Genomic DNA, 21075 nt, shown 5'->3' on the forward strand with positions numbered 1-21075 from the left:
TTCCGATAAACCGACGTTGTCAGCAAATCTCAACAGCATGATTGCTCGAATCCACGCCTCTACCGGCGAGGCAGAGAGGCTCCTTTGAGCAATGAGATCTGGCTCCGAGATGGATCAACTGGGGAGCAGGCACTGTCATTCTTTGACGAGCCTCGCCTTGATGTGCCTAGGGAACAGGATCAGGGTATCGTCGAACTTCATGGTCGCCGAGTGGCCGAACATCTATTGTGTATCTCCCCGAGCTCGGTGTTGTTGAGTTTGAAGGTGTGCACTGGAAGGTCACAGAAACCGGCACTGAGCTCTCAAACCGCCGACCAGCTGGCTGACTCCGCAGAAGGGATGTGACGTGCTACCGGTGACCAGTGACCTCATTCAGAAAGTTATTGACTAGGATGGCCGACTGAGGGACGGACCCAAGCCGAAAGCAACTGCCTTGGTTTATACGAATAACCACGTGCTGGCGCTCTCCGGCCTGCCTGACGGAGCAGTGCTGGCCAACCGCCGGATAGTTTTTGCTGCGCATTTCTTGGACTTCCTGCTGATCTGCGCCGGCGCCGCGGCGGCTTTCACTACCTTCCCCGACTCCCTCCCCCATTGGGTCAGTGCCCTCCTCGGCGCCGCCCTGCTGCTGATCATCCAACTGGTCCTGCTGCGCACCACAGGCCAAACACTCTTCGGCCTCATCTTCCGATTCCGCTGGGCAGACCCCGATACCTCCCTGCCCCCAACCGGTAGCTCCTGGTTCACGGCCCTGACCGGCACAGTCAAAACCCGGGCGGCCAAAACAGCACTGGCCGCGGACCTCCGCCGCGGGGTCGACCCCCTCGACCTCGCCGGGATCCCCGCCGAAGCCTCATTGCCCTCACGGGGAGGACACTGGGGTCGGGTTGCAGCAGAGACAGCAGTCTTCGCACTGGTCGAACCCTATGGCGAGCGCCACCCCATCAGCGCAGACAGCGTGGTCGGCCGGCAACCCCATAGCTCAAACGACGAAATCCAGCCCCTGACCCTGCCGGATGTCACCCGCACCATCGATAAGACCCACGGCATCTTCCGCATCCGCAACGGCCACCTCGAATACACCGACCTCGGGTCCACCCACGGCACCACCATCGACGTGCAGACCCACTACCAGAAGCTCAAACCCGGAATCCCCACAGGCCTCGACCCCGGAACCATCATCTACCTAGGCCGCGGCAAATACACCATAGGCACCGGACGGCAGGAGGAGGATCAATGATCGATCGCGACAAAATCCTCGTCGACACCTCCAAAGCTCACCGTTCCCGACTGGTGGCAGCCTTCGTCCACGGCCCCCACGAAAACCGCCGGCCCGTCAACAACAACCTCAAACGATTCCTCGGCTCCGTGGTGCTGGCCGCGGTCATCGGGGTCGGCTGTGTGGGCTTCTCCTTCGTGATGGGCCACCTCGACGGTAACCGGGAAGAAGAAGCCATCACCTCCTTCCGTGCCGCCCAATCCCAAAACCCCCTCCAACCCGACGGCGAAACACTCATCGAGGACCCCGAGGAGTCCGGCCTGCTGATCGATACCGAAACCGAAGAGTTCATCGACCCTCGGACCGGCTTCGTCGTCGACCCAGAGACCGGACTGGCAGAGGATCCCGAAGGCAACCTGGTCGATACCCGAACCGGCTGGTACTACGAGCCCGACACTGGTTATTACACAGACCCCGAATCCGGAGTCACCGTAGACCCGGTCAACCTGACAGTGGTAGATGAGGACGAGGAATGAGTTATACCCGGATCACACTGGCCGGTGCCGAGCACAAAGCCGAACTCGTTGTACCCGGCAACGAGCCGCTCATCGAACTGCTGCCCGAAATGCTCCGACTTCTCGAAGAGCACCGGGCCTCCGCCGATGCGATGACCCTGACCACACTCTTGGGCGAACGGCTCGACAGCAGCCTCACTCTCGAAGAACTGCACATACCCCATGGAGCCATCCTTCGCATGGTTCCCCTGGCAGAGGCACCGGCACCTCCAGAGGTCTCTGACCTCACCGAAACGGTCAGCACCTCCCTGGAAGAGCGACCCGACCGATGGCGGCCCAGTTACACCACCGCCCTGGCCGGAGCGCTCAGCGCAGCAGCCGGCTGGGTGATCGCCACAACCCTCGATGACGCCGTCGAGATCAGATTCCTCGAACTGGCTGCCCCCGGACTGCTGGTGCTGATCTCAGCCATCCTCTTCCTCGTGTCCCGTCCCCGGGTCGGCCTCCTAGCCGCAGTGAGCAGCATTGGGGCAGCCGGACCCGCAGCCAGCCACTGGGCTGATGAACTCTTCGACACCCAGCTGCCGCCGCTTGCCGCCACCGCGCTGACCTGGGCCGCCGCCGTCTTTGCTATCGCCCTCATCATCGGAACTGCAGCACGGCATATTCCCATCATGGCCGGCGGAGCTGCAGGTGTCGGCCTGCTCGGACTCTGGGCGGGCCTCGAGGCCGGCGGAATCGACCCCACTGACATCCCACCGATCATCGCTGTCGTCGGCGTCGTCGCAGTGGGCTGCATTCCCCTGATTGTGCTGAGCATCAGCGGACTGACCGGACTGGACGACCGAGCTATCGAAGCCCGCGGGTTCAAAGCCCCCGTCATCCGTGCGGCAGTCGGAGACGCCTACGCTTCCATGCAGTGGCTGACCATCAGTCTCACCGCAGTCACCACAGCAGCCCTCTGCGCGACCGCCGCAGAAGGCACCCGCATCGCCGCCGCGCTGACCGGAAGCATCGTTATCGTCCTCATCGCCCGGGCCAAGATCCTACCGCTGGCACCAGCACGCGGCAGCGTCTTTGTGGCCGGACTCACGGTGGCCACCACCCTGGCCATCACCTGGCAGCAGGAAGCAGCTGTGGTGATCCTGGCCTCAGTACTCGTCGGCGTCATCGCGGTCTTCATTGTCGGGGTGAACCCCTCCCAACCCTCAGCCGCCAAACTCCGGCGCTACACCAACCTCATTGAATTCCTAGCGGTGCTCGCCATCGTGCCGCTGCTGCTGGCTCACCTGGGTGTTCTCGCCGACCTCGTGGAGGTCTTCCGCTGATGTTCCCCCTGACCACCCAGCCAGCCCTGGAATACCTCAAGGCCGACCGCGCGATTCGTCAACCGCTGGTGCTTCCCCGCCGGATCGGATTCATCAGCGCCGAAGCTCGCAGCGGCTGCTCCCGGACCGCAGGGCTCATCGCAGCCTGTCTCGCCCACCGCCGACAGGGCCGGATCCTGGCCGTCAACGCCGCGGCCAGCCCAGAGCCAGCCCAGGGCCGACGGTCCATGATCTGGCACGCTGGTCTGCAGTCGGGCACCGTCTCCGACTCCGACCTGCGCCGTGTCCGTCGCAACGCAACCGCCGCCGAGGAGGCCTGCGCCGGCCTGGTACAAACCCCCAATGGGCTCTACTGCCACGACCTCACCGCCCTGAGCGACTTCTCTCCCCAGTCCTGGTGGACCAATGTGGCCCCCACCAGCCGGTTCTTCGACCTCGTGCTCACCGACTGGGGCCACCGGGTGGAGACTGCCGTGGAAAGCCTCATCGACTCCAGTCACATCATCTGCGTAGCCACCCGGCTGGATATGGCAGCCCTGCGCCGAGCCCAGCGCCTGGTCCACCAGATCCAAACCAGCACCTCCGCCCCAGTGAAACTGGTGATCAGCGACCTCGACGGCAATGCCTCCACCGGACTGCGGATGGCCATGGGCAGCATTGAGGTTCCCCGGCACCTGTTCGGCTACGAACCAGAACGACGCCGGGCCCGGCTGCTGCGCGGAAAACTCCCCCTGGCCACCCGGACCGCCGTGGCGCATCTGGCCGCCGATACCGTCTCCACCCTTGCACAGGCCGAAAAACAGGCTGTCCAAGGCCCCTCCGCACAGTCGTCCGGACCAGAGAACACCACCACAGAGCGCACGAGAACGGGGGCAGAAGCATGACCCTGAAGCTCGTTCACCGCCCGACCCGAACCACCGCCCCGGTCCCGCAGGCTGCACCGACAATGCTGGCCGCGCCGCCTGAGCTTGAGGGCAACAGCGGGGCGATGCCCATGCAGATGATCCTGCCCATCATCGGCGCCCTCTCCTCAGTGACGATGATGGTGGTGCTGCGCCACGGCAACCCGCTGTTCATGATGATGGCCGGAGTGATCTTCCTGGTCGCGATCGTCGGCGGCATCGGCTACGCCCTCTCATCCCGCGGTCGGCAGGCCAAACAGCAGCGCCAACAGCGTGAGCTCTACCTGGACTACCTCGAAGAGACTCGCGCGGACCTCCAGAACCAGATGTCGGAGGTCCAAGCCCAGGCGCTGAGCCTGCACCCGCATCCCAGCCACCTGGTCAGCGTCATCCAGAACCCCGAAAGGTTCTGGGAACGACGACGTACCGACGCCGACTTCCTCCAGGCCCGACTGGGCACCGGACGGGTCACCCACCAGCCGATGAGCATCCCGCCCGAGGAATCACCCACCCACCCGCAGGACCCGTTCCTCAAACGCGAGGCCGAGCTGGTCGCCGAGACCTCCGGTCAGGTGGAGGCCATGCCTATCCAGGCAGCCCTACGGGAGACCGGAACAGTCGCGATCATCGGCGACCACCTCCAAGGGGTGGAACTGGCCCGCAGCATGCTGCTGCAGCTGGCCACCTTCCACTCACCTGATGACATCATCTTCGCCGGTATCTGGGCCCCGGAGCGGGCCCAGCACTGGCGCGGGGTGGATCTCTTGCCGCATATCCAAGACGCCGCCGTCTACGACGGACCGGTGCCGGCCCGGCGGGTCGCACCGTCCATGCAGGAGGTTGCGGCCCTGCTGCGCAATGAACTGACCCAGCGGATGGCCGCCTACCAGCAGGCTAGACGCAACGGCCTCCACCAGGCCCACACCTCCCGGTTGATCGTCGTCGTCGATGATCACGGCCGCTATGCCACACCACTGCCGCTGCCCGAGGGAGTCACCGACCTCTTCGGGCTCAACATCACCGTGGTCTATCTGCTCTCCGAACAGCGGCAGGAACCCCGCAATGTCGATATGCGGATCACCCTCGAGGAAGCATCCGCGGTGCTGACCACCCGGGCCTCAAGTGCAGAACCGCAGCGGATCACTTTTCAGCCCGATCCTCTGAGCACGGACACCTTCACGGCCGCGGCACGCACTATGTCCGGATACCGGTTGCGCCCTGATATCCGCGACGAGATGGAGACCACCAGCAGCTTCGATGTCACTGATCTGCTGGGCTTCAGTTCAGTCAACGACGTCGCCCCGGACCGGCTCTGGAAACCCCGCACCAGTGGGGACTTCCTCAAGGTGCCCTTCGGCGTCGACGACGCCGGAAACCCCGTGGACCTGGACCTCAAAGAGAACGCTCAGGGAGGTATGGGCCCCCATGGCATATGCATCGGTGCCACCGGCTCCGGCAAATCCGAAATGCTGCGCACCCTGATTCTCTCGCTGGTGATGCGACACTCCCCCCAGGACCTCTCCCTGGTGCTGGTCGACTACAAAGGTGGAGCCGCCTTCGCGCCATTTGCCCCGCTGCCCCATGTGGCCGGGCTGATCGACAACCTTGAAGACGATGCACAGCTGACTGCGCGCGCCAGAACCTCCATCCAAGGAGAAGTGGTGCGCCGGCAGAAGATGCTCAAAGACGCCGGATCCCTGGCATCGATCACCCAGTATCGGACCATGCGGGAACAGGACCCCGAGATGGAACCGATGCCGCATCTGTTCCTGGTGATCGACGAATTTGGTGAGCTGCTCACCGCCGAACCCGATTTTGCCGAGCTCTTCCTGCAGATCGGACGAATCGGCCGGTCTATCGGCGTGCACCTGCTGCTTTCGAGCCAGCGTCTCGAGGCCGGAAAACTCAAGGGTCTCGACACCTACCTCTCCTACCGGGTGGGCCTGCGCACCTTCAGCGAATCGGAATCCCGCATGGTGCTGGACAGCAGGGATGCCTTCCACCTGCCTGCCCTGCCCGGCTACGGCTACCTCAAAGTCGACACCTCCCTCTACACCCGGTTCCGCGCCGGATATGTGTCCGGTCCCGTCCCTGCCGAACAGCAGATTCAGGCCACCGATGATGCACGCCCGCTGCCCCGGCTGCTGCCGGCCTATAATGGGCTCTCCGCGGCAGAACGGGAGGAGGTGGCTGATGAATCCTTCGATCCCACCCCGCATGCCGAGACCGCACCGGAGCTCATCGATGAGGTCATCTTCCGGCTCACCGATGAGGACAAGCGGGTCCGGCCGGTATGGCTACCGCCCCTGCCGGAACAGTTGGCCCTGGGCAGCCTCATTGACTCCAGCCAGCAGGGCGGCCGCGGCCTGCAACTGGTCCTCGGGCTCGAGGACGACCCCGAACACCAGCAGCAGCGGCCCTGGACCATGGACCTGGGCAGCATTGCGGGCCACGCCGCCGTTGTCGGGGGTCCTCGCTCCGGGCGCAGCACCCTGCTGCGGACTGTGGCGCTCTCCCTGGCGCTGACCCGGACTCCCAGCCAATGCGCGATTTACGGGATGGACCTCACTGGCGGGGCCCTGCAGCGGTTGGAAGGTTTTCCCCATGTCGGCGGAGTGGCCACCCGCTCAGACCCCGACCGGCTGGGCCGACTCATCGATGAGATCCAGATGATGCTCAACCAGCGTGAGAGTGTCTTCCGCAGGTACGGCATCGACTCCCTGGGAGAGTTGCGTCACCGGCACAGCACCGGGGAGATCACCGAGCTGACCAGTGCCGAGGTCATGGTGCTGGTCGACGGGTACGGACAGCTGGGCCAGGACTTCGACCGACTGAAGGACCGGTTCAACACCATCATGCACCGCGGGGCAAGCTTCGGTGTCCACATGGTGCTGGGCCTGACCCGTTGGAATGAGCTGCGGGCCTCCGAACAGGCTCTCTTTGGCTGGAAGGCCGAGTTGAAGCTCAATGATGAGACCGAGTCCACAGTAGATAAGAAACTGATGAAGACTATCTCGGCCGATACCCCCGGCAGGGTGCTGTTGACCAATAAGAATTTCGCCCACACGGCTCTGCCGGTGCTGGATATCGCCGACGCGGAGAACGTGGGCGATACCCTGCGGCAGCTGGGCGAGGAAGCCACCCGATCCTGGAGCGGGCCCCGGGCGGCACCGATCCGTCTGCTGCCGACAGTACTGTCCCCTGCTGAGCTGCCCGATGTCTTCACAGAGCCCGACGCCGTCCCGTTGGGTATCCGGCAGGACACCATGAGTACCGCATTCTGGGACTTCATGGACCGGGATCAACACCTCATTGTGCTCGGCGACAGCAAGTCCGGGAAGACCTCCCTTTTACGCCATATCACCGCGCAGCTGGTGGAACGTTTCGATGAAGACGAGCTGGTCTTCGCGGTCTTCGACTCCCGCGGTCAGCTGGCCGCCGGGCTCCCCGAGGAATATGTGGGCAACCACGCCCGGAACCCCAAACAGGGCCAGGCGCTGGCGAAATCGGTCTCCGGGGAGCTGGACCAGCGGCCCGAGCGCTCACCCCAGGAGTTCGCGGACTCACCCCGGATTGTGGTCCTGGTGGACGACTACGACATCTTCTCCGCCGGCGGAGGCTCACCATTGCAGGCGCTGGTGCCGCATCTGCCCTCTGCCCGTGACCTGAAACTGCATGTGGTTCTGGCCCGCCCCGTGGCAGGTTCCTCCCGCGCCTTCTTCGATCCCATCGTGCAGGTCAGTAAGGACACTGGAGGTGCGGTGCTGGTGATGGACGGTGACCGCGGGGAGGGCCAGATCCTGCCCAAGGTTTACCCCGAGAACTTCCCACCTGGACGCGGTCGGTTTGTCCGCCGTGGCGAGAAGCCGCATATCATCCAGACCGCCTGGGACAAGGCCGAGGAGCAGGACGAAGAAGAGTAGTCAGATTTGGTATCAGCCGACGCCGACGCCCAGTAAGGTGCCCAGAGTGTAGGTGATGGCCGCAGCCCCCAGGCCGATGGCCAGTTGGCGCAGGGCGCGTTTGAGCGGGGAAGCCCCGGAGAGCAGGCCGACCACCGCACCGGTGCACAGCAGGGCGATGCCTACCAGCCCGGTGGAGAGCCCCACCGCCCACCAGCCCTCGGCGCCCAGGAGATAGGGCAGCACCGGGATCAGCGCACCGCCGGCGAAGAAGCAGAAGCTCGAACCGGCCGCGGTCCAGGCCGAACCCACTGCGGCATATTCATCCTCTTCGGCCTCCGGGTTGAAGGACCGCTCGGGTTTGCAGTCGCAGGTGAAGACACCCAGCCGCTCCAGGGCCCGGTGCTCTGCGTCCTCCTCACTCAGCCCGCGGGCACGGTAGACCAGCACCAGTTCGTTATGGTCGAAGTCCAGATCCGGGGCGGCCCGCAGGGTCACCTGGGTGGGCCGGGTGGCATCCAGCAGCTCCCGCTGGCTGCGCACTGAGATGAACTCCCCGGCGGCCATAGAAAGCGCCCCGGAGAGCAGTCCGGCAATACCGGTCAGCAGCACCACTGTGGCACCGACCCCGGTGCCGCCCATGCCCATGATCAGGGCGAAATTGGAGACCAGACCGTCATTGGCCCCGAAGACTGCGGCGCGGAAACCACCGGAGAGCTTCTCCCGGCCACGGGCGGCCAGGGCTCGGATGACCTCCTCATGGACCTCCTCATCGGCGGCCATGCCACGGGTGGCGTCCTGGTCCTTGCCATAGGGCGAGTCACCCTCGGCCCTCTGGGCAAGGGCGAGGACAAAGACTGAACCGAAGACCCGGGCCATCCAGCCCAGCAGGACCCGGTGGATGGAGGGGGAGGGCAGCTTCTGGGCATGCTCACCCAGCAGGGTCCGCCAATGCTCCTGGTGACGTTTCTCGGCCTCGGCTAAGCCCAGCAGGACCTGGCGTTCCTCACCGGATTTCTTGGTCGCAAGCTGTTCATACAGCTTCGCCTCGGCGATCTCATCGGCAAGGTACTTCCGCCAACGCCGGATCTGCTGCGGTGTCGGCTGGGCATCAGTGGGCTCGGTATCCACATCTCCATAGTGCCCGGAGATTCCGCCCGGCGGGGCCCAGTGGGTGGGTGTGACGATCTTTCGGCACACCTAAGAGTGGCGCTTACTCGGTGAACCGGGCAGCCACCGGCTGCACGGCGGTGGACTCGACGCCCGGGCCTAAGCCCACATAGCCCGGTGCCAGATGCGCATTGGAGGTCTCAGTTCCGTCGAAGCGCAGCTCACCGCGGGTGCCATAGGGGTGGAAGCGGCCCCCGGCGCGGGTGAGGATCAGCTGACCGGCGGCAATATCCCAGGGATTGGTACGGCAGTTGAGCACCACATCGGCCCAGCCGGCGGCCACATGGCAGAGCTCCAGGGCCCCAGAGACAATCCGACGGGTGGTGGCGAAAGTGGTGACGAACTCTCCGAAGGCGCGAAGGGCGTCGTCGCCGTGACGTTCAACCATCACCGGGCCGGGGAAACTGGTGACCAGATTCAGATTCTCCTCAGCGACTCCAGTCTTCGGCCGTGGTTTCAGCACGGATTCTGTCCCCGTACCGTTCTGCAGGTAGGCGGCCTGGTCATCTGCGGAGAAGACCAGCTCATTGATGGGGTCATAGACCACACCGGCGATGACCTCATCCTCGACGGCGGCACCGATGGAGATGGTGAACAGGTCAAAACCATGGGCGAAATTGGAGGTGCCATCAATGGGATCGATGATCCACTCCACAGTGCCGCTGCCCTGCTGGCCGCCCTCCTCACCGGTGATCCGGGAGTCCGGAACCTCGGCGGTGAGCAGTTCGATCAGGGTCTCCTCAGTGCGCTTATCCCAGATGGTGACCAGATCATGGGAAGAGGTCTTCAGCTCCACATCCATCTGCGAGCGGAAAGCAGTCTTCAGTGGTTCTCCGGCCTTCTTCGCAGCAGCGATGGCGACCTGGCGGAGTTCAGCAGCAGCGGGGGAGTGACTCATGGCTCCCACTCTATGACTGGAACTGTTCAGTAATGCTTCGTGACATCGCTGAGCCGCTAACTGCTCCACGCCAGGCGATTGCGCAGAGCGTCTGCCGGTATGGCCCACCACCCCTCACCGAGGGGCGTGACCGGAGCATTTCCGGTCACCACATAACCGCCTACCATCCGGTTACCGTAGACCTCTTTGAAGGCACTTAACCCCTTGAGAGTGTCTTTGCGCACAGATGATCCAGAGTTCACTTCGATGCCGATGAGATGACCGGCGTCATCCTCCAGAACCAGGTCGACTTCCATCGCACATCCATTCTTGATCCTTAGCCATCGTGCGAGGAGTCTTCTTGGCGGGGGGTCGCAGATTATGCAGCTCGGTCACCAAGAAGCGGCGTTCTAAGACATCGATGTACCGATCGACTGTTCGGGGGTCAAGGCCCACCTCCCTGCCGATTACCTGAACCTTAAGTTCTCCGGCCGGGTGGCGAAGGATGTAATCGAGAATTCGGCGTGCATTATCGGCATCAAACCGTTCGTCCGGTAGGACATGATCGCTAAGGATTGCTTCGATCGTGGCGGATAGCTGGTCTCGTAAGGTCGCGCGGCTGGGCTTTCGCAAGCGGGTGCGAGGAAGACCTCCATAGAGCACTGCTTTATGCCACCAGAAGGCGTCATTGGCTCGGTGTCCGATTTGAGGTGGGGATTGAAACATCATGTCCGCAACGGACCAAGCTGTCTGGGCCGAGCTGTGCACCTCAGGTTCTGTTAAGGGCTGAAGAGTCAATGTAGTCGTGCGGCCGGCCAGTGGATCTGAACCACCGAGACTACTTCGGCCGATTTGGGCGGATCCGGTCAGAATTGCTTGGACGTCATCCCCCGTTTCATTGAGGTAATTCTTCAGCGCGAGGGGTAGATCTGGGAGGAGTTGGGCTTCGTCTATGGCGAAGGGTTGGGGTAGGGCCCTCAACCAGCCGGAGGTGTCCTGTTTGGCCAGGTGCAGTACATCTGGATCCGTGAGGCTGACAGCAGTAGCAAGGACTCCTTGTTCCTTGAGCCTGCGTACCAGGCTGGTTTTTCCAACTGAGCGTGCTCCGTGCAGAACCGTCACCGGATCAGACCGAAGAGATTCGACCAGTCTCTTCTCTAAGTACCTATCGACGTACGTGGGTTAGGTAGACCACATGACAGTGAGAACTTCCTGCATCATATGATGAGAACTTTCAACATCGAACCGAGTGCATTGGCGTACCTGTGTGCAGGGAGGTCTTCTGGTTGGCTGCTCGGCTTATTGTCTAATTGCAGATTTCGTGGAGTGGACCTAAGATAGTTCGCAGATGCAACTAAAATCTTCGGAAGAGACTGCGAGCAAAGCAGAACTGATCTGGGCCATCACGGGCATCCTGGTGGTCTTCTTTGCCGCTATGCTCTCGATGAATATCGTCATCACCGCCTTGCCGGTGATCGTCTCCGAACTCGGTGGAACGCAGATCCAATACGCATGGGTGCTCACCGGGCTGTTGCTGGCCAATGCCTCCTCCACTCTGGTCTGGGGGAAGCTGGCCGATATGTACTCCAAGAAGGTGCTGTTCCAGGCGGCGAACATCATCTTCTTCACCTCATCACTGGCCGCTGGCCTGGCACCGAATATGGAGTTCCTCATTGGCGCCCGCGTGGTCCAAGGCATCGGCATGGGCGGGCTGATCTCGCTGGCCATGGCGATTATGGGCAGCATCGTCTCCCCACGTGAACGCGGTAAATACGCCGGCTATATCGGTGCGGTGCTGGCCGCCTCCACCGCCGCCGGCCCCCTGATCGGCGGGGTCACTGTGGACACCCTCGGTTGGCGCTGGTGCTTCTGGGTCGGCATCCCGCTGTGCCTGGCCGCCCTGGTGGTCGTGCACACCAAACTCAAGGTCCCTCGCTACGGCACTCCCGGCAAGATCGACGTCTTCGGAGTGATCCTGCTGGTCACCGGCTGCAGCGCCCTGCTGATCTGGCTCTCCTTCGCCGGCACCCCCGAATTCTTCGAATGGATCTCACTGCCCTCAGCCCTGCTGATCGGTGGGGCGCTGGCGGTCATCGCCGTGTTCGTGATCGTCGAACGTCGGATCGCCAACCCCATTGTCCGGCTGGGCATGCTGCGGGATCGCACCACCATCCTGGCGGCGATCTCCTCGGCCGCCATCGCACCGGCACTGTTCTCCTGCCTGCTGTTTTTGGCCCAGTACTTCCAGATCGGCCGCGGCTTCACCCCCACGGAGGCCGGGCTCATGCTGCTGCCGGTAGTCGGCGGCAATATGCTCGGCGCCCTGATCACCGGTCGACTGATCACCCGCTACGGGAAATGGAAGATCTACATCGTCACCGGCGCGATCGTGATGAGCACCGCCATGTTCGGCCTGGGTTTCGTGCTCGGAGCCGATACCCCCATCTGGCTGATCATCGGAGCGTTGATCGTCGTCGGACTCGGTTTCGGCGCACAGATGCAGAACCTCATGCTCGTTGTGCAGAACACCGTCCCGGTCACCAGGGTCGGCCAGGCCTCCAGCCTCATCGCCTTCTGCCGAATCCTCGGCGGAGCCGCCGGCACCGCGATCCTGGGATCAGTGATGGCCGTAGCGGTGGGCACCTCCGCCGTGGCCCCCACCAACGGCACTAACCCCGTCTACGCCGAGGCCACCGGAACCCTGTTCCTGATCGCAGCATGCATCACCTCAGTGGCGGTATTCACCAATATCGCGATCAAAGAGGTCCCGCTGCGCACCACAGTCTGAGACGGACTGGGCCGGACTAGGCCATGAGGTCCAAGGCTTCAGCAACCGCCTGGCTGTGCAGGGAGCCATGGGCAGTGCTGAGCCCATGGGCCAGGCGCTGATCAGAGCGCATGGCCTGCTCCCAGCCCAGAGTCGCCAGTCTCTCCGCAAACGGCAGGGTCGCGTTGGTCAGCGCCGGAGTGGAGGTCGCCGGCACGGCCCCAGGCATATTGGCCACACAGTAGAACTGGGTGCCATGGACCTCGAAGACCGGCTCATCATGAGTGGTCGGCCGGCTGTTTTCGAAGCAACCACCCTGATCCACTGCGATATCGACGAATACTGCACCGGGCTTGGCATTGCGCACCATGTCCTCGGTGACCAGTTTCGGAGCCCGGGCGCCGGGAATCAGAACGGCCCCGATGATGAGGTCGGATTCGGCCACATGTGCGGCGATGTCATAGGGGGTCGAGGCCCGGGTGCGCAGCCGGCCCTGGAACTGGGTATCCAGTTCCCGCAGCCGGCGCAGGGAGACATCCAGGACGGTGACCTCAGCGCCCAGGCCCAGAGCGACCCGAGCGGCATTGGTACCGGCGATACCGCCACCGATGATGGTGACCTTTCCCGCAGGAGTGCCCGGCACACCAGGCAGCAGCACACCACGGCCCCCGGCGGGGCTGCGCAGATGGTTAGCCCCCTCCAGCGGGGCCAGCCGGCCGGCAACCTCACTCATCGGGGTCAGCAGCGGCAGGCTCCCATCGGCCTCCTCAACCCCCTCATAGGCGAAGGCGACAGTGCCGGCAGCCAGCAGCGCCTCAGTGAGTTCACGGTTGGCTGCCAGATGCAGATAGGTGAACAGGATGAGGTCCTTACGCAGGAAGCCGTACTCCTGGGCGATGGGCTCCTTGACCTTCAGGACCATCTCAGCCGCCCAGGCCTCGGCAGCCTCGGCGAGGATACCGGCACCGGCTGCGGCGTATTCCTCATCGGTATAACCGGCACGGCTGCCTGCTCCAGCCTGGATGTCAACGCTATGACCTGCTTTGACCAAGGTGTCCACCCCGGCAGGGGTCAGGGCCACCCGGTACTCGTGGTTCTTGACCTCAGTGGGTACTCCGATATGCATAAGCTCTCCCGCGATCGATGCCAGTTGCCTACATGGTCACCCAAAATTCGGCAGAACTGGTTTGATGCCGCAGAAAATTTTTTTTATCCGGATAATCCCGTGAATTATGCGATGATGTGTGGTGTTATGCCTGCCAAACCCTCTGATTCTGCGGTGCTGGATCCCATTGACCGGGAGATCATTCGGCGCCTGAACGACAATGCCCGCCTGGCCAACAGTGCCCTGGCCCGGGCAGTGGGGCTGTCTCCCAGTGCCTGTCTGGCCCGGGTGCGGTCACTGAAGGCACGCGGGGTCATCTCCCGATTCACCGTAGAGCTCAACGCCCAGGCACTGGGCTACACCCTCCAAGCACTGGTCAGTGTCCGCATCCGTCCCGGCGCCCGGCACCTGATGGGTCAGATGGCCGAGGAACTGCGCGAACAGCCCGAGGTCTCCCAGCTGTTCATCCTCGGCGGAACAGAGGACTTCATTGTTCATGTTCAGGTCCGCGACGCCGACCACGTCCGCGAGTTCGTCCTCGAGAATCTCTCCAGCAACCCCGCGGTGGCACTGACTGAGACCAATATCGTCTTCGAGCATCACGCCGCCCAACATGTCCTCTCCTGACGGGACTGAAGCCAGCTGTGCCATCACCGGTGAAACCTTTCATTAGGATGGAGGTGATGAGGACTGAAAAGCCCGCCCCCACGGATGTGCATCAGGACATCGAGGCGCTGCGGGACTACTACACCAGTGACCGCAACCGGGCGATGCGACTGGAAGATCGCTGGCATGAAGTCCGGCTGAATATGGCCCGTAAACGCGGCCAACACGTCACTGTCCTCTCCCTGCTCGGCTACGGCACACCACGCTGGGTCAGAGTCTTCTCCCGGGTGGTTATGGCCCCGGATTCCGATTTCGAAGGCGGCCGCAGGGTCGCCAAAGTCATCGCCGACGGCGTGCGCGGCTGGCGCAACTTCGTCTCCGCACCGGTGCCCTTCGCCGAGCTGACCATCACCGTGGCCGGCCATGAATTCCCCATCTCAGCTGACCGGGGCGGCATCGTCGATGAACTCATCCACCTGCCCGAAGGCACAGAGTTGGAACCCGGCTGGCAGGAAGTCACCCTCCAGACCCCGGGCCAGGAGGCCACCCGGGCCGAGGTCATGGTGGTCGGCGATGAGGTCACCCACGGGATCATCTGCGATATCGATGACACGGTAGTGGTCACCAAACTGCCCCGACCCTTCCTCGCGGCCTGGAACTCCTTTGTCCTCGACGAGCACGCCCGAACCCCCACCCCGGGGATGGCGGTGATGATGGAACGGCTGCTCAGCCGGGACCCCGGCTCACCGGTGCTCTACCTCTCCACCGGGGCCTGGAATGTGGCCCAGACCCTGACCCGGTTCCTCACCCGCAACCTCTACCCCTATGGGCCGCTGCTGCTGACCGACTGGGGGCCCACTGAGGACCGCTGGTTCCGTTCCGGCAAGCAGCATAAAGTCGAGCAGCTGGCCCGCCTGGCTAAGGAGTTCCCGCATATCCAGTGGATCCTCATCGGCGACGACGGCCAACACGACCCGGTCATCTACGCCGATTTCGTGCGCACTCACCCCCACCAGGTCAAAGCCGTGATCATCCGGGAACTGACCTACTCAGAGGCTGTACTGGCCGGTGGTCGTGCAGAACAGCCCGACGGCGAACAGCTGCTGCAGGCCACCCAGGACGGCAAACACCCACCGGGTGTCCAGCGCGTCGGTGACTACGAGATCCCGTGGATCTATGGACCCGATGGCAAAGACATCTCAGAGATGCTGGCCGAATACGACCTCATCTGAGGGCTCAGGGGTTCAGGCGGTCAGCGTGGTTCAGCGGGTCAGCAGATTGCCCAGCCAGCCGGTCTGGATATAGGTCTTGGCCCGAGAGGTCTGCAGCCGGGCATTGACCTCAATGGCCCCGGAATAATGACCCACCAGCTGGTTGCAGATCGCCTCCCAGGTCCTGCCTTGGACCTCCAGGTGAGCCTGGGCAGAAGCACGTAGGCGGGCGGCGTCGTCGTCGATGAGGTGTTTCACCGCATCGCGCAGGCCGGTGAGATCCCCGGGCTGGTAGAGCCAGCCGGTGCGGCCGGGATCCACCAGATCCAGAGGGCCACCACGTCCGACGGCGACTACGGGGACACCTGCGGCGAAGGCCTCCTGAATGGTCTGGCAGAAGGTCTCTGCCTCACCGGGGTGGACGAAGACATCCAGGCTGGCCACATGAGCACCGAGGTCATCACCGGACTGGAAGCCGGCGAAATATGCGTTCGGCAGTTGCTTGGCCAGGGCCTTCTCCTGGGGGCCGGAGCCGATGATCACCAGTCGGGTCCCGGGCAGATCATCCAGCACCGCCAAATCCTCGATCTGCTTCTCCGCGGCGAGCCGGCCCACGAAACCGATTAGCTTCTCCCCATTGGGGGCCATCTTCTCGCGCAGGTGGGCCGAACGGCGGGTGGGAGTGAACCGGTCAGTGTCCACCCCGCGGCGCCAGGTCTTCAGCCGGGGGATGCCCCGGGCGCGCAGCTGATACTTACAGAAGGAACTGGGCACCAGGTTCAGTGTGGAGGCATTATGCATGCGCTGAACATGCTGCCAGAGCAGGGATTCGGCCCAGGGGAGCTTATAGCGCCCGGCATAGGTCGGGACCTCGGTCTGGTAGATCGAGACCGTGGGTAGGCCCAGGGCATCAGCGGCCTGGATGGCCCGCCAACCCAGGACAAAGGGCGAGGCCACATGCACCACATCCGGGGCGAGATCCTCCAGGAGATGGCGGATGCGCATCACGAACCCGGCGGCCACCCGGACCTTCGGATAATCCGGAAGCGGCAGGGAGGGCACCCGGATCACGGGGTAGCCGTGGCAGAGTTCGGGCTGATCAGGCAGATCCTCGGAGAGCGGATTGGTCTCCAGGAAGGAATCCGAGGGGGCGATGACGGTCACCTCATCCCCACGACGCCGAAGATGGGCGAGAACCTGCAGAACGGAGTTGGTCACCCCGTTCATATGCGGAAGAAAGGATTCAGCAACCACTACAACCTTCACGCTTACAGAGTGCGGGGGTCAAGTAGCCAAACCTCAACGAGGCGGTTCGTGTCCGGTAAACACCGTATGAACGTTCATGGAAGATCCAGAGCTGGTCCCGGCCGCACGCGCATGTCGCGCGGCCTCTCGCTCGGCAAAGCCTTGCCGAGCTTCACGCCTGAAGTCGGCTCAACGGCTTCGCCTCGAGCCTCATGGGGTCGCCTCCTGGGGTGCGATTCGCCGGCAATGGGGTGAGCGTCCGCGGGGGAGATAAGCCCCTGTGGCACCATTGAAAATGATGCGAAAACTTCCCACCCCGCCACTGTGGCTCTTCGGCCTATTTGAGGCGATCCAGGCGGTATTGGCCACTGTGCTGCTGGTGGTGATCCCGGTGACCGGCATCAGCCTCGCACGCAACTGGCAGGGCTTCGACCCCCTGGCCGCCGGGGAACTGGCCGCACAGGCCTGGCTGGTCATCCACGCCGTACCCCTCTACCTCTCCGAAGGGGAGACCGGCTGGTTCCACCTGGTACCCCTGGGCTTCACCCTCATCCCGGTGCTGCTGGCCTGGCGCACCGGACGCCGGCTGGCCCAGGGCTCCTATCCCAGCCAGCTCTGGCAGGGCCTGGCCCTGTTCACCGCAGGCTATGCCGCAGCCGGGGTCGGCCTGGCACGCTTCGCCGCCCAGGACCCCGGAACTATGGTCTGGGCCGGAGTCGCCTGCACTGCCGTGGTCGGGATCGGTTCCCTGGCCGGCTGTTATGCCGAAGCCCGCAGTGCCACCCGGATGATCGGGGTGGACCTCGAGGCCCGGGTGGAGGAATTCTCCCAGCATCTGAAATGGGCTGGGGCCTATATCTGGGCAGTGCTGCGGGCAGGGCTGGTCGCCTCCGTGGCAGCCCTGGGCCTGGCCGCGGTCCTGCTGGCCGGCTGGTTGGCTGTGCAGTGGATGGAAGTCGCCAACTCCTATCAGGAACTCGGCGCCGGTATCTTCGGCGGACTCGGGCTGACCCTGCTGCATCTGGGACTGGCCCCGAATATGGTGCTCTGGGCCCTGGCCTACTCAACCGGCTCCGGATTCACCCTCGGCACCGATGCCCCGGTCACCCCCTTCACCACTGAACTCGGCGGCATCCCGGAGGTACCGGTGCTCGGTGCAGTACCCCAGGAGGCCTATACCTATGCGCCTGCGGTACTGGTTCTGCCAGTTCTCGCCGGTGTCATCGCCGGGGTTTGGTTCATGCGCGAAGGGGAGAACCACTTCGATGACTGGTGCCAGCTGCGGCTGAAAGTCCGTGCAGTCTCCATAACCGTCTCCACCCTGGTGCTCGGGGCGCTGACCGGGGCGGTGGCCGCCGTCGTACTTATCGGCCCCCTCTGGCTGTCCCATATCTCCCTGGGCGTGGGGCGGATGACCGATATCGGCCCACATGGCATGCTTACCGCGCTGCTGCTGGCCTGCTGGGTGGGCCTGGGCACCATGATCGGCTACCTCGCCGCCCCTGGGGTGAAGATGATCAGTCTGCCGCGGCGTCGTCGTAATGCTGACTCCGAGGAGTTCAGCGCAACTGCAGGCTCGTGATGCTCTGCTCGTAGTCCTCGTAACAGGCGTTGGTGGCCCGTTCAGTCACCGCGGTGCGCAGGCACTCGTCGAACTCCACTGAGGCATTCCAGAAGATCGCCTGCATCACCGCGCTGAGTAGGAAGAACCCGCAGCAGACCATCACCACCACCGCGGAGACGCTCAGCATGGCCGGGGCCTTGGCGCGCAGACATTTCACCAGAAGCACGATGGCGCCGATCACCCCGGCCAGAGAGGCCACAATGGTCACCACCCGCCAGGGCATCGGCATCTCGAGGCCTGCGTAGCCCAGTACAAGGGCCAGCACCAGCCAGCCCAGCCACCGTCGGTAGCGCGCGCGGGTTTCTTCATCCATGGTGCTCCTAAGCTTATAGGCTTGCCTCTATGCGAATTGTGGTGCTGGTATCCGGCTCGGGCTCGAACCTTCAGGCGATCATCGACGCCGTCACCGCCGGTCCGCTGCCGGTGGAGATCGCCGCGGTGGGCTCCGATGTTCCCGGCTGCAAGGGGCTGCAGCGGGCCGAGGGCGCCGGAATCACCACCTTCGCGGTCCCCCTGCAGAAGTGCGCCAGTCCGGAGGAGCGCAGCGAATGGAACCGTCAGCTATGCGCGGCAGTCCAGGAGCATGCCCCGGATCTGCTGGTGACCTCAGGGTTCATGCGGATCCTCTCCGAGGAGTTCCTGACCAGCCTCGGGGTTCCGATCATCAACACCCATCCCGCCCTGCTGCCCAGCTTCCCCGGGGCCCACGGAGTCCGCGATGCACTGCGCCACGGGGTTAAAGTCACCGGCTGCACGGTCCACCAGGTCGATGCCGGGGTGGACACCGGTCCGATCATCGCTCAGGCGGCGGTGGAGATCACCGAGGATGACACCGAGGACAGCCTGCATGAGCGGATCAAGGTCCAGGAGCGCCGCCTGCTGTTAGAGACCCTCGAGCGGTTGGCCGCCGGGCGGCTGCAGCTGAGCTGAGGTTACCGGGCGAAATTACCGATTCCCGGGGGAATTTCACCGAGATACTGCAATATCGCTGGGAAACTCGGGGTCGGAGGAGGCCAGACGCCGCGGAGCGGAGGGCCCAGCCTCTGTTGACTAAGCCCCGGGTAGGGCCAGGGCCTGCTTGCTCAGCTGCTTATTCGGTTCGGCATAGCTGACCGACTCCACACCCCCGGGACCGATATTGAGGCTGGTCACCGAGGTCAGAGTGCATTCACGACTGCGCGGGTCATGCCACAGCGGACGCTGCTCAGCCCATAGCCGGGTCACCCAGATCGGCAGCTGATGGGAGACCAGAACCACCTCGGCGCCATCGCCATGTTCGGCAATCGCCCGGTCCGAGAGGTCCTTGACCGCCTGTAGCACCCGCTCCACCTGCTGCTTATACGGTTCACCCCAGGAGGGCCGGAAGGGGTTGCGCAGCAGCGGCCAGTACCGCGGGCTGCGCAGGTGCCGCTTCACATTCGAGAGTCCCTCAAAGGCGTTCTCCGCCTCCAACACCCGGTCCTCGGTGATCACCGGAAGATCCAGCCGGGCCGCCAGGGGAGCGATAGTCTCCTGGGCCCGCTGCAGGGGAGAGGCTGCCAGCAGATGCACCGGCTGACCGGCCTCCGCACGCTGGCCGAAATACTCAGCAATCCCTTCAGCCATCTGCTTACCCAGATCAGAGAGCCCAAAACCGGGCAGCCGCCCGTAGAGCACCTTCTGCGGGTTATAGACCTCACCATGCCGGACCAAGTGGACAGTTGCAGTTTGAGCCATAGCCCCAAGTCTGGCAGTAAAGTTGCGCATATGAGTACTTCTGGGCACGACGACGCCACAAGCGCCCCCGATGAGCGGCCCCGCCCCCGCTATGGGGCCTATGCTCCTAAACCCACCGGCGAGGAGACCGCCAAGGAATCCGCAGCCGACAGCGCTGAGAGGGAGAACACCGAAGAGCGCGCTGAGCAGCCGGCAGAGCAGCGCTCGCCGGCCGCCTCCCCATGGGCAAGCCCGGAACCGGCCAAGAGCTCCGAGGCCCAGGTGGCCAGCCCCTATGGAACGCCCACCGAGGAGGAGCTGCGGGCAGCCGAAGGCGGCCCCGCCCCCTTCCCTCAGGGTTCGGGTGAGCAGCCGGCCCAAACTCCGCCGAGCCGACCCGGGAGCCTCTACGCCACCCTGATCCTGCTGCTGGTGGCCGGTCTGACCTCCCTGGCCTGGGGTATCTACGTCTTCGCCACCCTGCCCGGGCAGCACCCCGATGAGGTGCTCAGCCCGTATATGCAGGAATCCATGCTGGCAGCCACCCAGAACGACCCCCAGCTGTCGGATATGACCCAGGCCGAGATCCTGGAGTTCACCGTGATCACCTTCGCCTTGGTGGCACTGATCTGGTCGATCATTCTGCTGGGGCTTTACATCACCATGGCCTTCCTGGGATCCATGGCCGGAACGCCCGGACGCGTACTGGCCACCATCTGGTCCGGGCTGAGCCTGTTCTTCCTGCTGCTGGGCCATAACGGCACCAGCTATGCGCTGATCTTCCTGGTGGTCCTGCTCTCGGCAGCAGCGATTGTGGCCATGTGGCTGCCGCCGTCGAACCACTTCGTCAGGCACCGCCGCTGGTGGAAGGAAGCGCGGCGTCGTCGGGGGTATTGACCCGACGCTCAG

General features: G+C 63.9%; 19 protein-coding genes. 11 read left to right on the plus strand and 8 right to left on the minus strand.

Annotation, left to right across the window (positions count from 1 at the left end; genetic code table 11):
- The first annotated feature begins 433 nt into the window (after positions 1 to 433).
- The 5 genes from HGQ17_RS08235 to eccCa are packed head-to-tail and all read left to right on the plus strand — an operon-like array spanning position 434 to position 7887.
- A complete protein-coding gene (locus tag HGQ17_RS08235; RefSeq protein ID WP_168887464.1) occupies positions 434 to 1240 on the plus strand; it encodes an FHA domain-containing protein in 807 nt (268 codons plus the stop codon).
- A complete protein-coding gene (locus HGQ17_RS08240) occupies positions 1237 to 1755 on the plus strand; it encodes an OCRE domain-containing protein (RefSeq protein ID WP_168887465.1) in 519 nt (172 codons plus the stop codon). Before HGQ17_RS08235 ends, HGQ17_RS08240 begins: the two co-directional genes overlap by 4 nt.
- A complete protein-coding gene (locus HGQ17_RS08245) occupies positions 1752 to 3062 on the plus strand; it encodes an EsaB/YukD family protein (RefSeq protein WP_168887466.1) in 1311 nt (436 codons plus the stop codon). Before HGQ17_RS08240 ends, HGQ17_RS08245 begins: the two co-directional genes overlap by 4 nt.
- Positions 3062 to 3946, plus strand: a complete 885-nt coding sequence (locus tag HGQ17_RS08250; RefSeq protein ID WP_168887467.1) for a P-loop NTPase family protein — start codon at positions 3062 to 3064, stop codon at positions 3944 to 3946. Before HGQ17_RS08245 ends, HGQ17_RS08250 begins: the two co-directional genes overlap by 1 nt.
- Positions 3943 to 7887: a type VII secretion protein EccCa gene (gene eccCa, locus HGQ17_RS08255; RefSeq protein ID WP_168887468.1), complete on the plus strand. Its 3945-nt coding sequence runs from the start codon at positions 3943 to 3945 to the stop codon at positions 7885 to 7887. Before HGQ17_RS08250 ends, eccCa begins: the two co-directional genes overlap by 4 nt.
- A 12-nt stretch (positions 7888 to 7899) precedes the next feature.
- Here the strand turns inward: eccCa and HGQ17_RS08260 are convergent, their stop codons facing one another.
- The 4 genes from HGQ17_RS08260 to HGQ17_RS15885 form a co-directional block, all read right to left on the minus strand.
- Complete coding sequence (locus tag HGQ17_RS08260) at positions 7900 to 8997, minus strand: VIT1/CCC1 transporter family protein (RefSeq protein WP_168887469.1); 1098 nt, start codon at positions 8995 to 8997, stop codon at positions 7900 to 7902.
- An 82-nt stretch (positions 8998 to 9079) separates the two neighbouring features.
- The gene (locus HGQ17_RS08265) at positions 9080 to 9934 is read right to left on the minus strand and encodes an inositol monophosphatase family protein (RefSeq protein ID WP_168887470.1); all 855 of its coding nucleotides are present in this window, start codon (positions 9932 to 9934) and stop codon (positions 9080 to 9082) included.
- A 56-nt stretch (positions 9935 to 9990) separates the two neighbouring features.
- Positions 9991 to 10230, minus strand: a complete 240-nt coding sequence (locus HGQ17_RS08270) for a hypothetical protein (RefSeq protein ID WP_168887471.1) — start codon at positions 10228 to 10230, stop codon at positions 9991 to 9993.
- Positions 10202 to 11035 (minus strand): AAA family ATPase, encoded by an 834-nt coding sequence (locus HGQ17_RS15885; RefSeq protein ID WP_168887472.1) that lies wholly within the window; start codon positions 11033 to 11035, stop codon positions 10202 to 10204. The genes HGQ17_RS08270 and HGQ17_RS15885 overlap by 29 nt, the downstream gene beginning before the upstream one ends.
- Before the next feature lie 226 nt (positions 11036 to 11261).
- Between HGQ17_RS15885 and HGQ17_RS08280 the strand changes: the two genes are divergently transcribed.
- On the plus strand, positions 11262 to 12701 hold the full coding sequence (locus HGQ17_RS08280) for an MFS transporter (RefSeq protein ID WP_168887473.1): 1440 nt from the start codon (positions 11262 to 11264) through the stop codon (positions 12699 to 12701).
- A gap of 16 nt (positions 12702 to 12717) precedes the next feature.
- On the opposite strand, the gene ald is transcribed toward HGQ17_RS08280, so the two are convergent.
- Positions 12718 to 13806, minus strand: coding sequence for an alanine dehydrogenase (ald, locus tag HGQ17_RS08285; protein ID WP_168887474.1), 1089 nt, complete (start codon positions 13804 to 13806; stop codon positions 12718 to 12720).
- A gap of 126 nt (positions 13807 to 13932) precedes the next feature.
- On the opposite strand from ald, the gene HGQ17_RS08290 reads away from it, so the two are divergent.
- Both HGQ17_RS08290 and HGQ17_RS08295 read left to right on the plus strand, forming a co-directional pair.
- On the plus strand, positions 13933 to 14412 hold the full coding sequence (locus HGQ17_RS08290; protein WP_168887475.1) for an Lrp/AsnC family transcriptional regulator: 480 nt from the start codon (positions 13933 to 13935) through the stop codon (positions 14410 to 14412).
- Positions 14413 to 14468: 56 nt separating this feature from the next.
- Positions 14469 to 15623: an App1 family protein gene (locus HGQ17_RS08295; protein WP_168887476.1), complete on the plus strand. Its 1155-nt coding sequence runs from the start codon at positions 14469 to 14471 to the stop codon at positions 15621 to 15623.
- 30 nt (positions 15624 to 15653) lie between these two features.
- On the opposite strand, the gene HGQ17_RS08300 is transcribed toward HGQ17_RS08295, so the two are convergent.
- Positions 15654 to 16868 carry a glycosyltransferase family 4 protein gene (locus HGQ17_RS08300; RefSeq protein WP_168887477.1) on the minus strand — a complete coding sequence of 405 codons (1215 nt, stop codon included), beginning with the start codon at positions 16866 to 16868 and terminating at the stop codon, positions 15654 to 15656.
- A gap of 259 nt (positions 16869 to 17127) precedes the next feature.
- Between HGQ17_RS08300 and HGQ17_RS08305 the strand changes: the two genes are divergently transcribed.
- Complete coding sequence (locus HGQ17_RS08305; protein WP_168887478.1) at positions 17128 to 18429, plus strand: cell division protein PerM; 1302 nt, start codon at positions 17128 to 17130, stop codon at positions 18427 to 18429.
- On the opposite strand, the gene HGQ17_RS08310 is transcribed toward HGQ17_RS08305, so the two are convergent.
- A complete protein-coding gene (locus tag HGQ17_RS08310; RefSeq protein ID WP_168887479.1) occupies positions 18407 to 18784 on the minus strand; it encodes a cytochrome d ubiquinol oxidase subunit II in 378 nt (125 codons plus the stop codon). The genes HGQ17_RS08305 and HGQ17_RS08310 overlap by 23 nt on opposite strands.
- A 29-nt stretch (positions 18785 to 18813) precedes the next feature.
- On the opposite strand from HGQ17_RS08310, the gene purN reads away from it, so the two are divergent.
- Positions 18814 to 19401: a phosphoribosylglycinamide formyltransferase gene (purN, locus tag HGQ17_RS08315; protein WP_168887480.1), complete on the plus strand. Its 588-nt coding sequence runs from the start codon at positions 18814 to 18816 to the stop codon at positions 19399 to 19401.
- Between the two features lie 120 nt (positions 19402 to 19521).
- Here purN and HGQ17_RS08320 read toward each other — a convergent pair whose 3' ends face one another.
- Entirely contained in the window at positions 19522 to 20187 is a 666-nt protein-coding gene (locus tag HGQ17_RS08320) for a histidine phosphatase family protein (RefSeq protein WP_168887481.1), read from the minus strand.
- A gap of 30 nt (positions 20188 to 20217) precedes the next feature.
- On the opposite strand from HGQ17_RS08320, the gene HGQ17_RS08325 reads away from it, so the two are divergent.
- Positions 20218 to 21063 carry a hypothetical protein gene (locus tag HGQ17_RS08325; protein WP_168887482.1) on the plus strand — a complete coding sequence of 282 codons (846 nt, stop codon included), beginning with the start codon at positions 20218 to 20220 and terminating at the stop codon, positions 21061 to 21063.
- The last annotated feature ends 12 nt before the right edge of the window (positions 21064 to 21075 follow it).

This window comes from Nesterenkonia sedimenti (assembly GCF_012641515.1).
GTDB lineage: Bacteria > Actinomycetota > Actinomycetes > Actinomycetales > Micrococcaceae > Nesterenkonia > Nesterenkonia sedimenti.

Excerpts from the sequence above, each read along its gene's own strand:
- eccCa (WP_168887468.1), top strand. The coding sequence starts at position 3,943 with ATGACCCTGAAGCTCGTTCACCGCCCGACCCGAACCACCGCCCCGGTC.
- HGQ17_RS08270 (WP_168887471.1), bottom strand. The coding sequence starts at position 10,230 with ATGGAAGTCGACCTGGTTCTGGAGGATGACGCCGGTCATCTCATCGGC.
- HGQ17_RS08290 (WP_168887475.1), top strand. The coding sequence starts at position 13,933 with ATGCCTGCCAAACCCTCTGATTCTGCGGTGCTGGATCCCATTGACCGG.
- HGQ17_RS08320 (WP_168887481.1), bottom strand. The coding sequence starts at position 20,187 with ATGGCTCAAACTGCAACTGTCCACTTGGTCCGGCATGGTGAGGTCTAT.
- HGQ17_RS08265 (WP_168887470.1), bottom strand. The coding sequence starts at position 9,934 with ATGAGTCACTCCCCCGCTGCTGCTGAACTCCGCCAGGTCGCCATCGCT.
- purN (WP_168887480.1), top strand. The coding sequence starts at position 18,814 with ATGCGAATTGTGGTGCTGGTATCCGGCTCGGGCTCGAACCTTCAGGCG.
- HGQ17_RS08295 (WP_168887476.1), top strand. The coding sequence starts at position 14,469 with ATGAGGACTGAAAAGCCCGCCCCCACGGATGTGCATCAGGACATCGAG.
- ald (WP_168887474.1), bottom strand. The coding sequence starts at position 13,806 with ATGCATATCGGAGTACCCACTGAGGTCAAGAACCACGAGTACCGGGTG.
- HGQ17_RS08240 (WP_168887465.1), top strand. The coding sequence starts at position 1,237 with ATGATCGATCGCGACAAAATCCTCGTCGACACCTCCAAAGCTCACCGT.
- HGQ17_RS08310 (WP_168887479.1), bottom strand. The coding sequence starts at position 18,784 with ATGGATGAAGAAACCCGCGCGCGCTACCGACGGTGGCTGGGCTGGCTG.
- HGQ17_RS08280 (WP_168887473.1), top strand. The coding sequence starts at position 11,262 with ATGCAACTAAAATCTTCGGAAGAGACTGCGAGCAAAGCAGAACTGATC.
- HGQ17_RS08325 (WP_168887482.1), top strand. The coding sequence starts at position 20,218 with ATGAGTACTTCTGGGCACGACGACGCCACAAGCGCCCCCGATGAGCGG.
- HGQ17_RS08245 (WP_168887466.1), top strand. The coding sequence starts at position 1,752 with ATGAGTTATACCCGGATCACACTGGCCGGTGCCGAGCACAAAGCCGAA.
- HGQ17_RS08250 (WP_168887467.1), top strand. The coding sequence starts at position 3,062 with ATGTTCCCCCTGACCACCCAGCCAGCCCTGGAATACCTCAAGGCCGAC.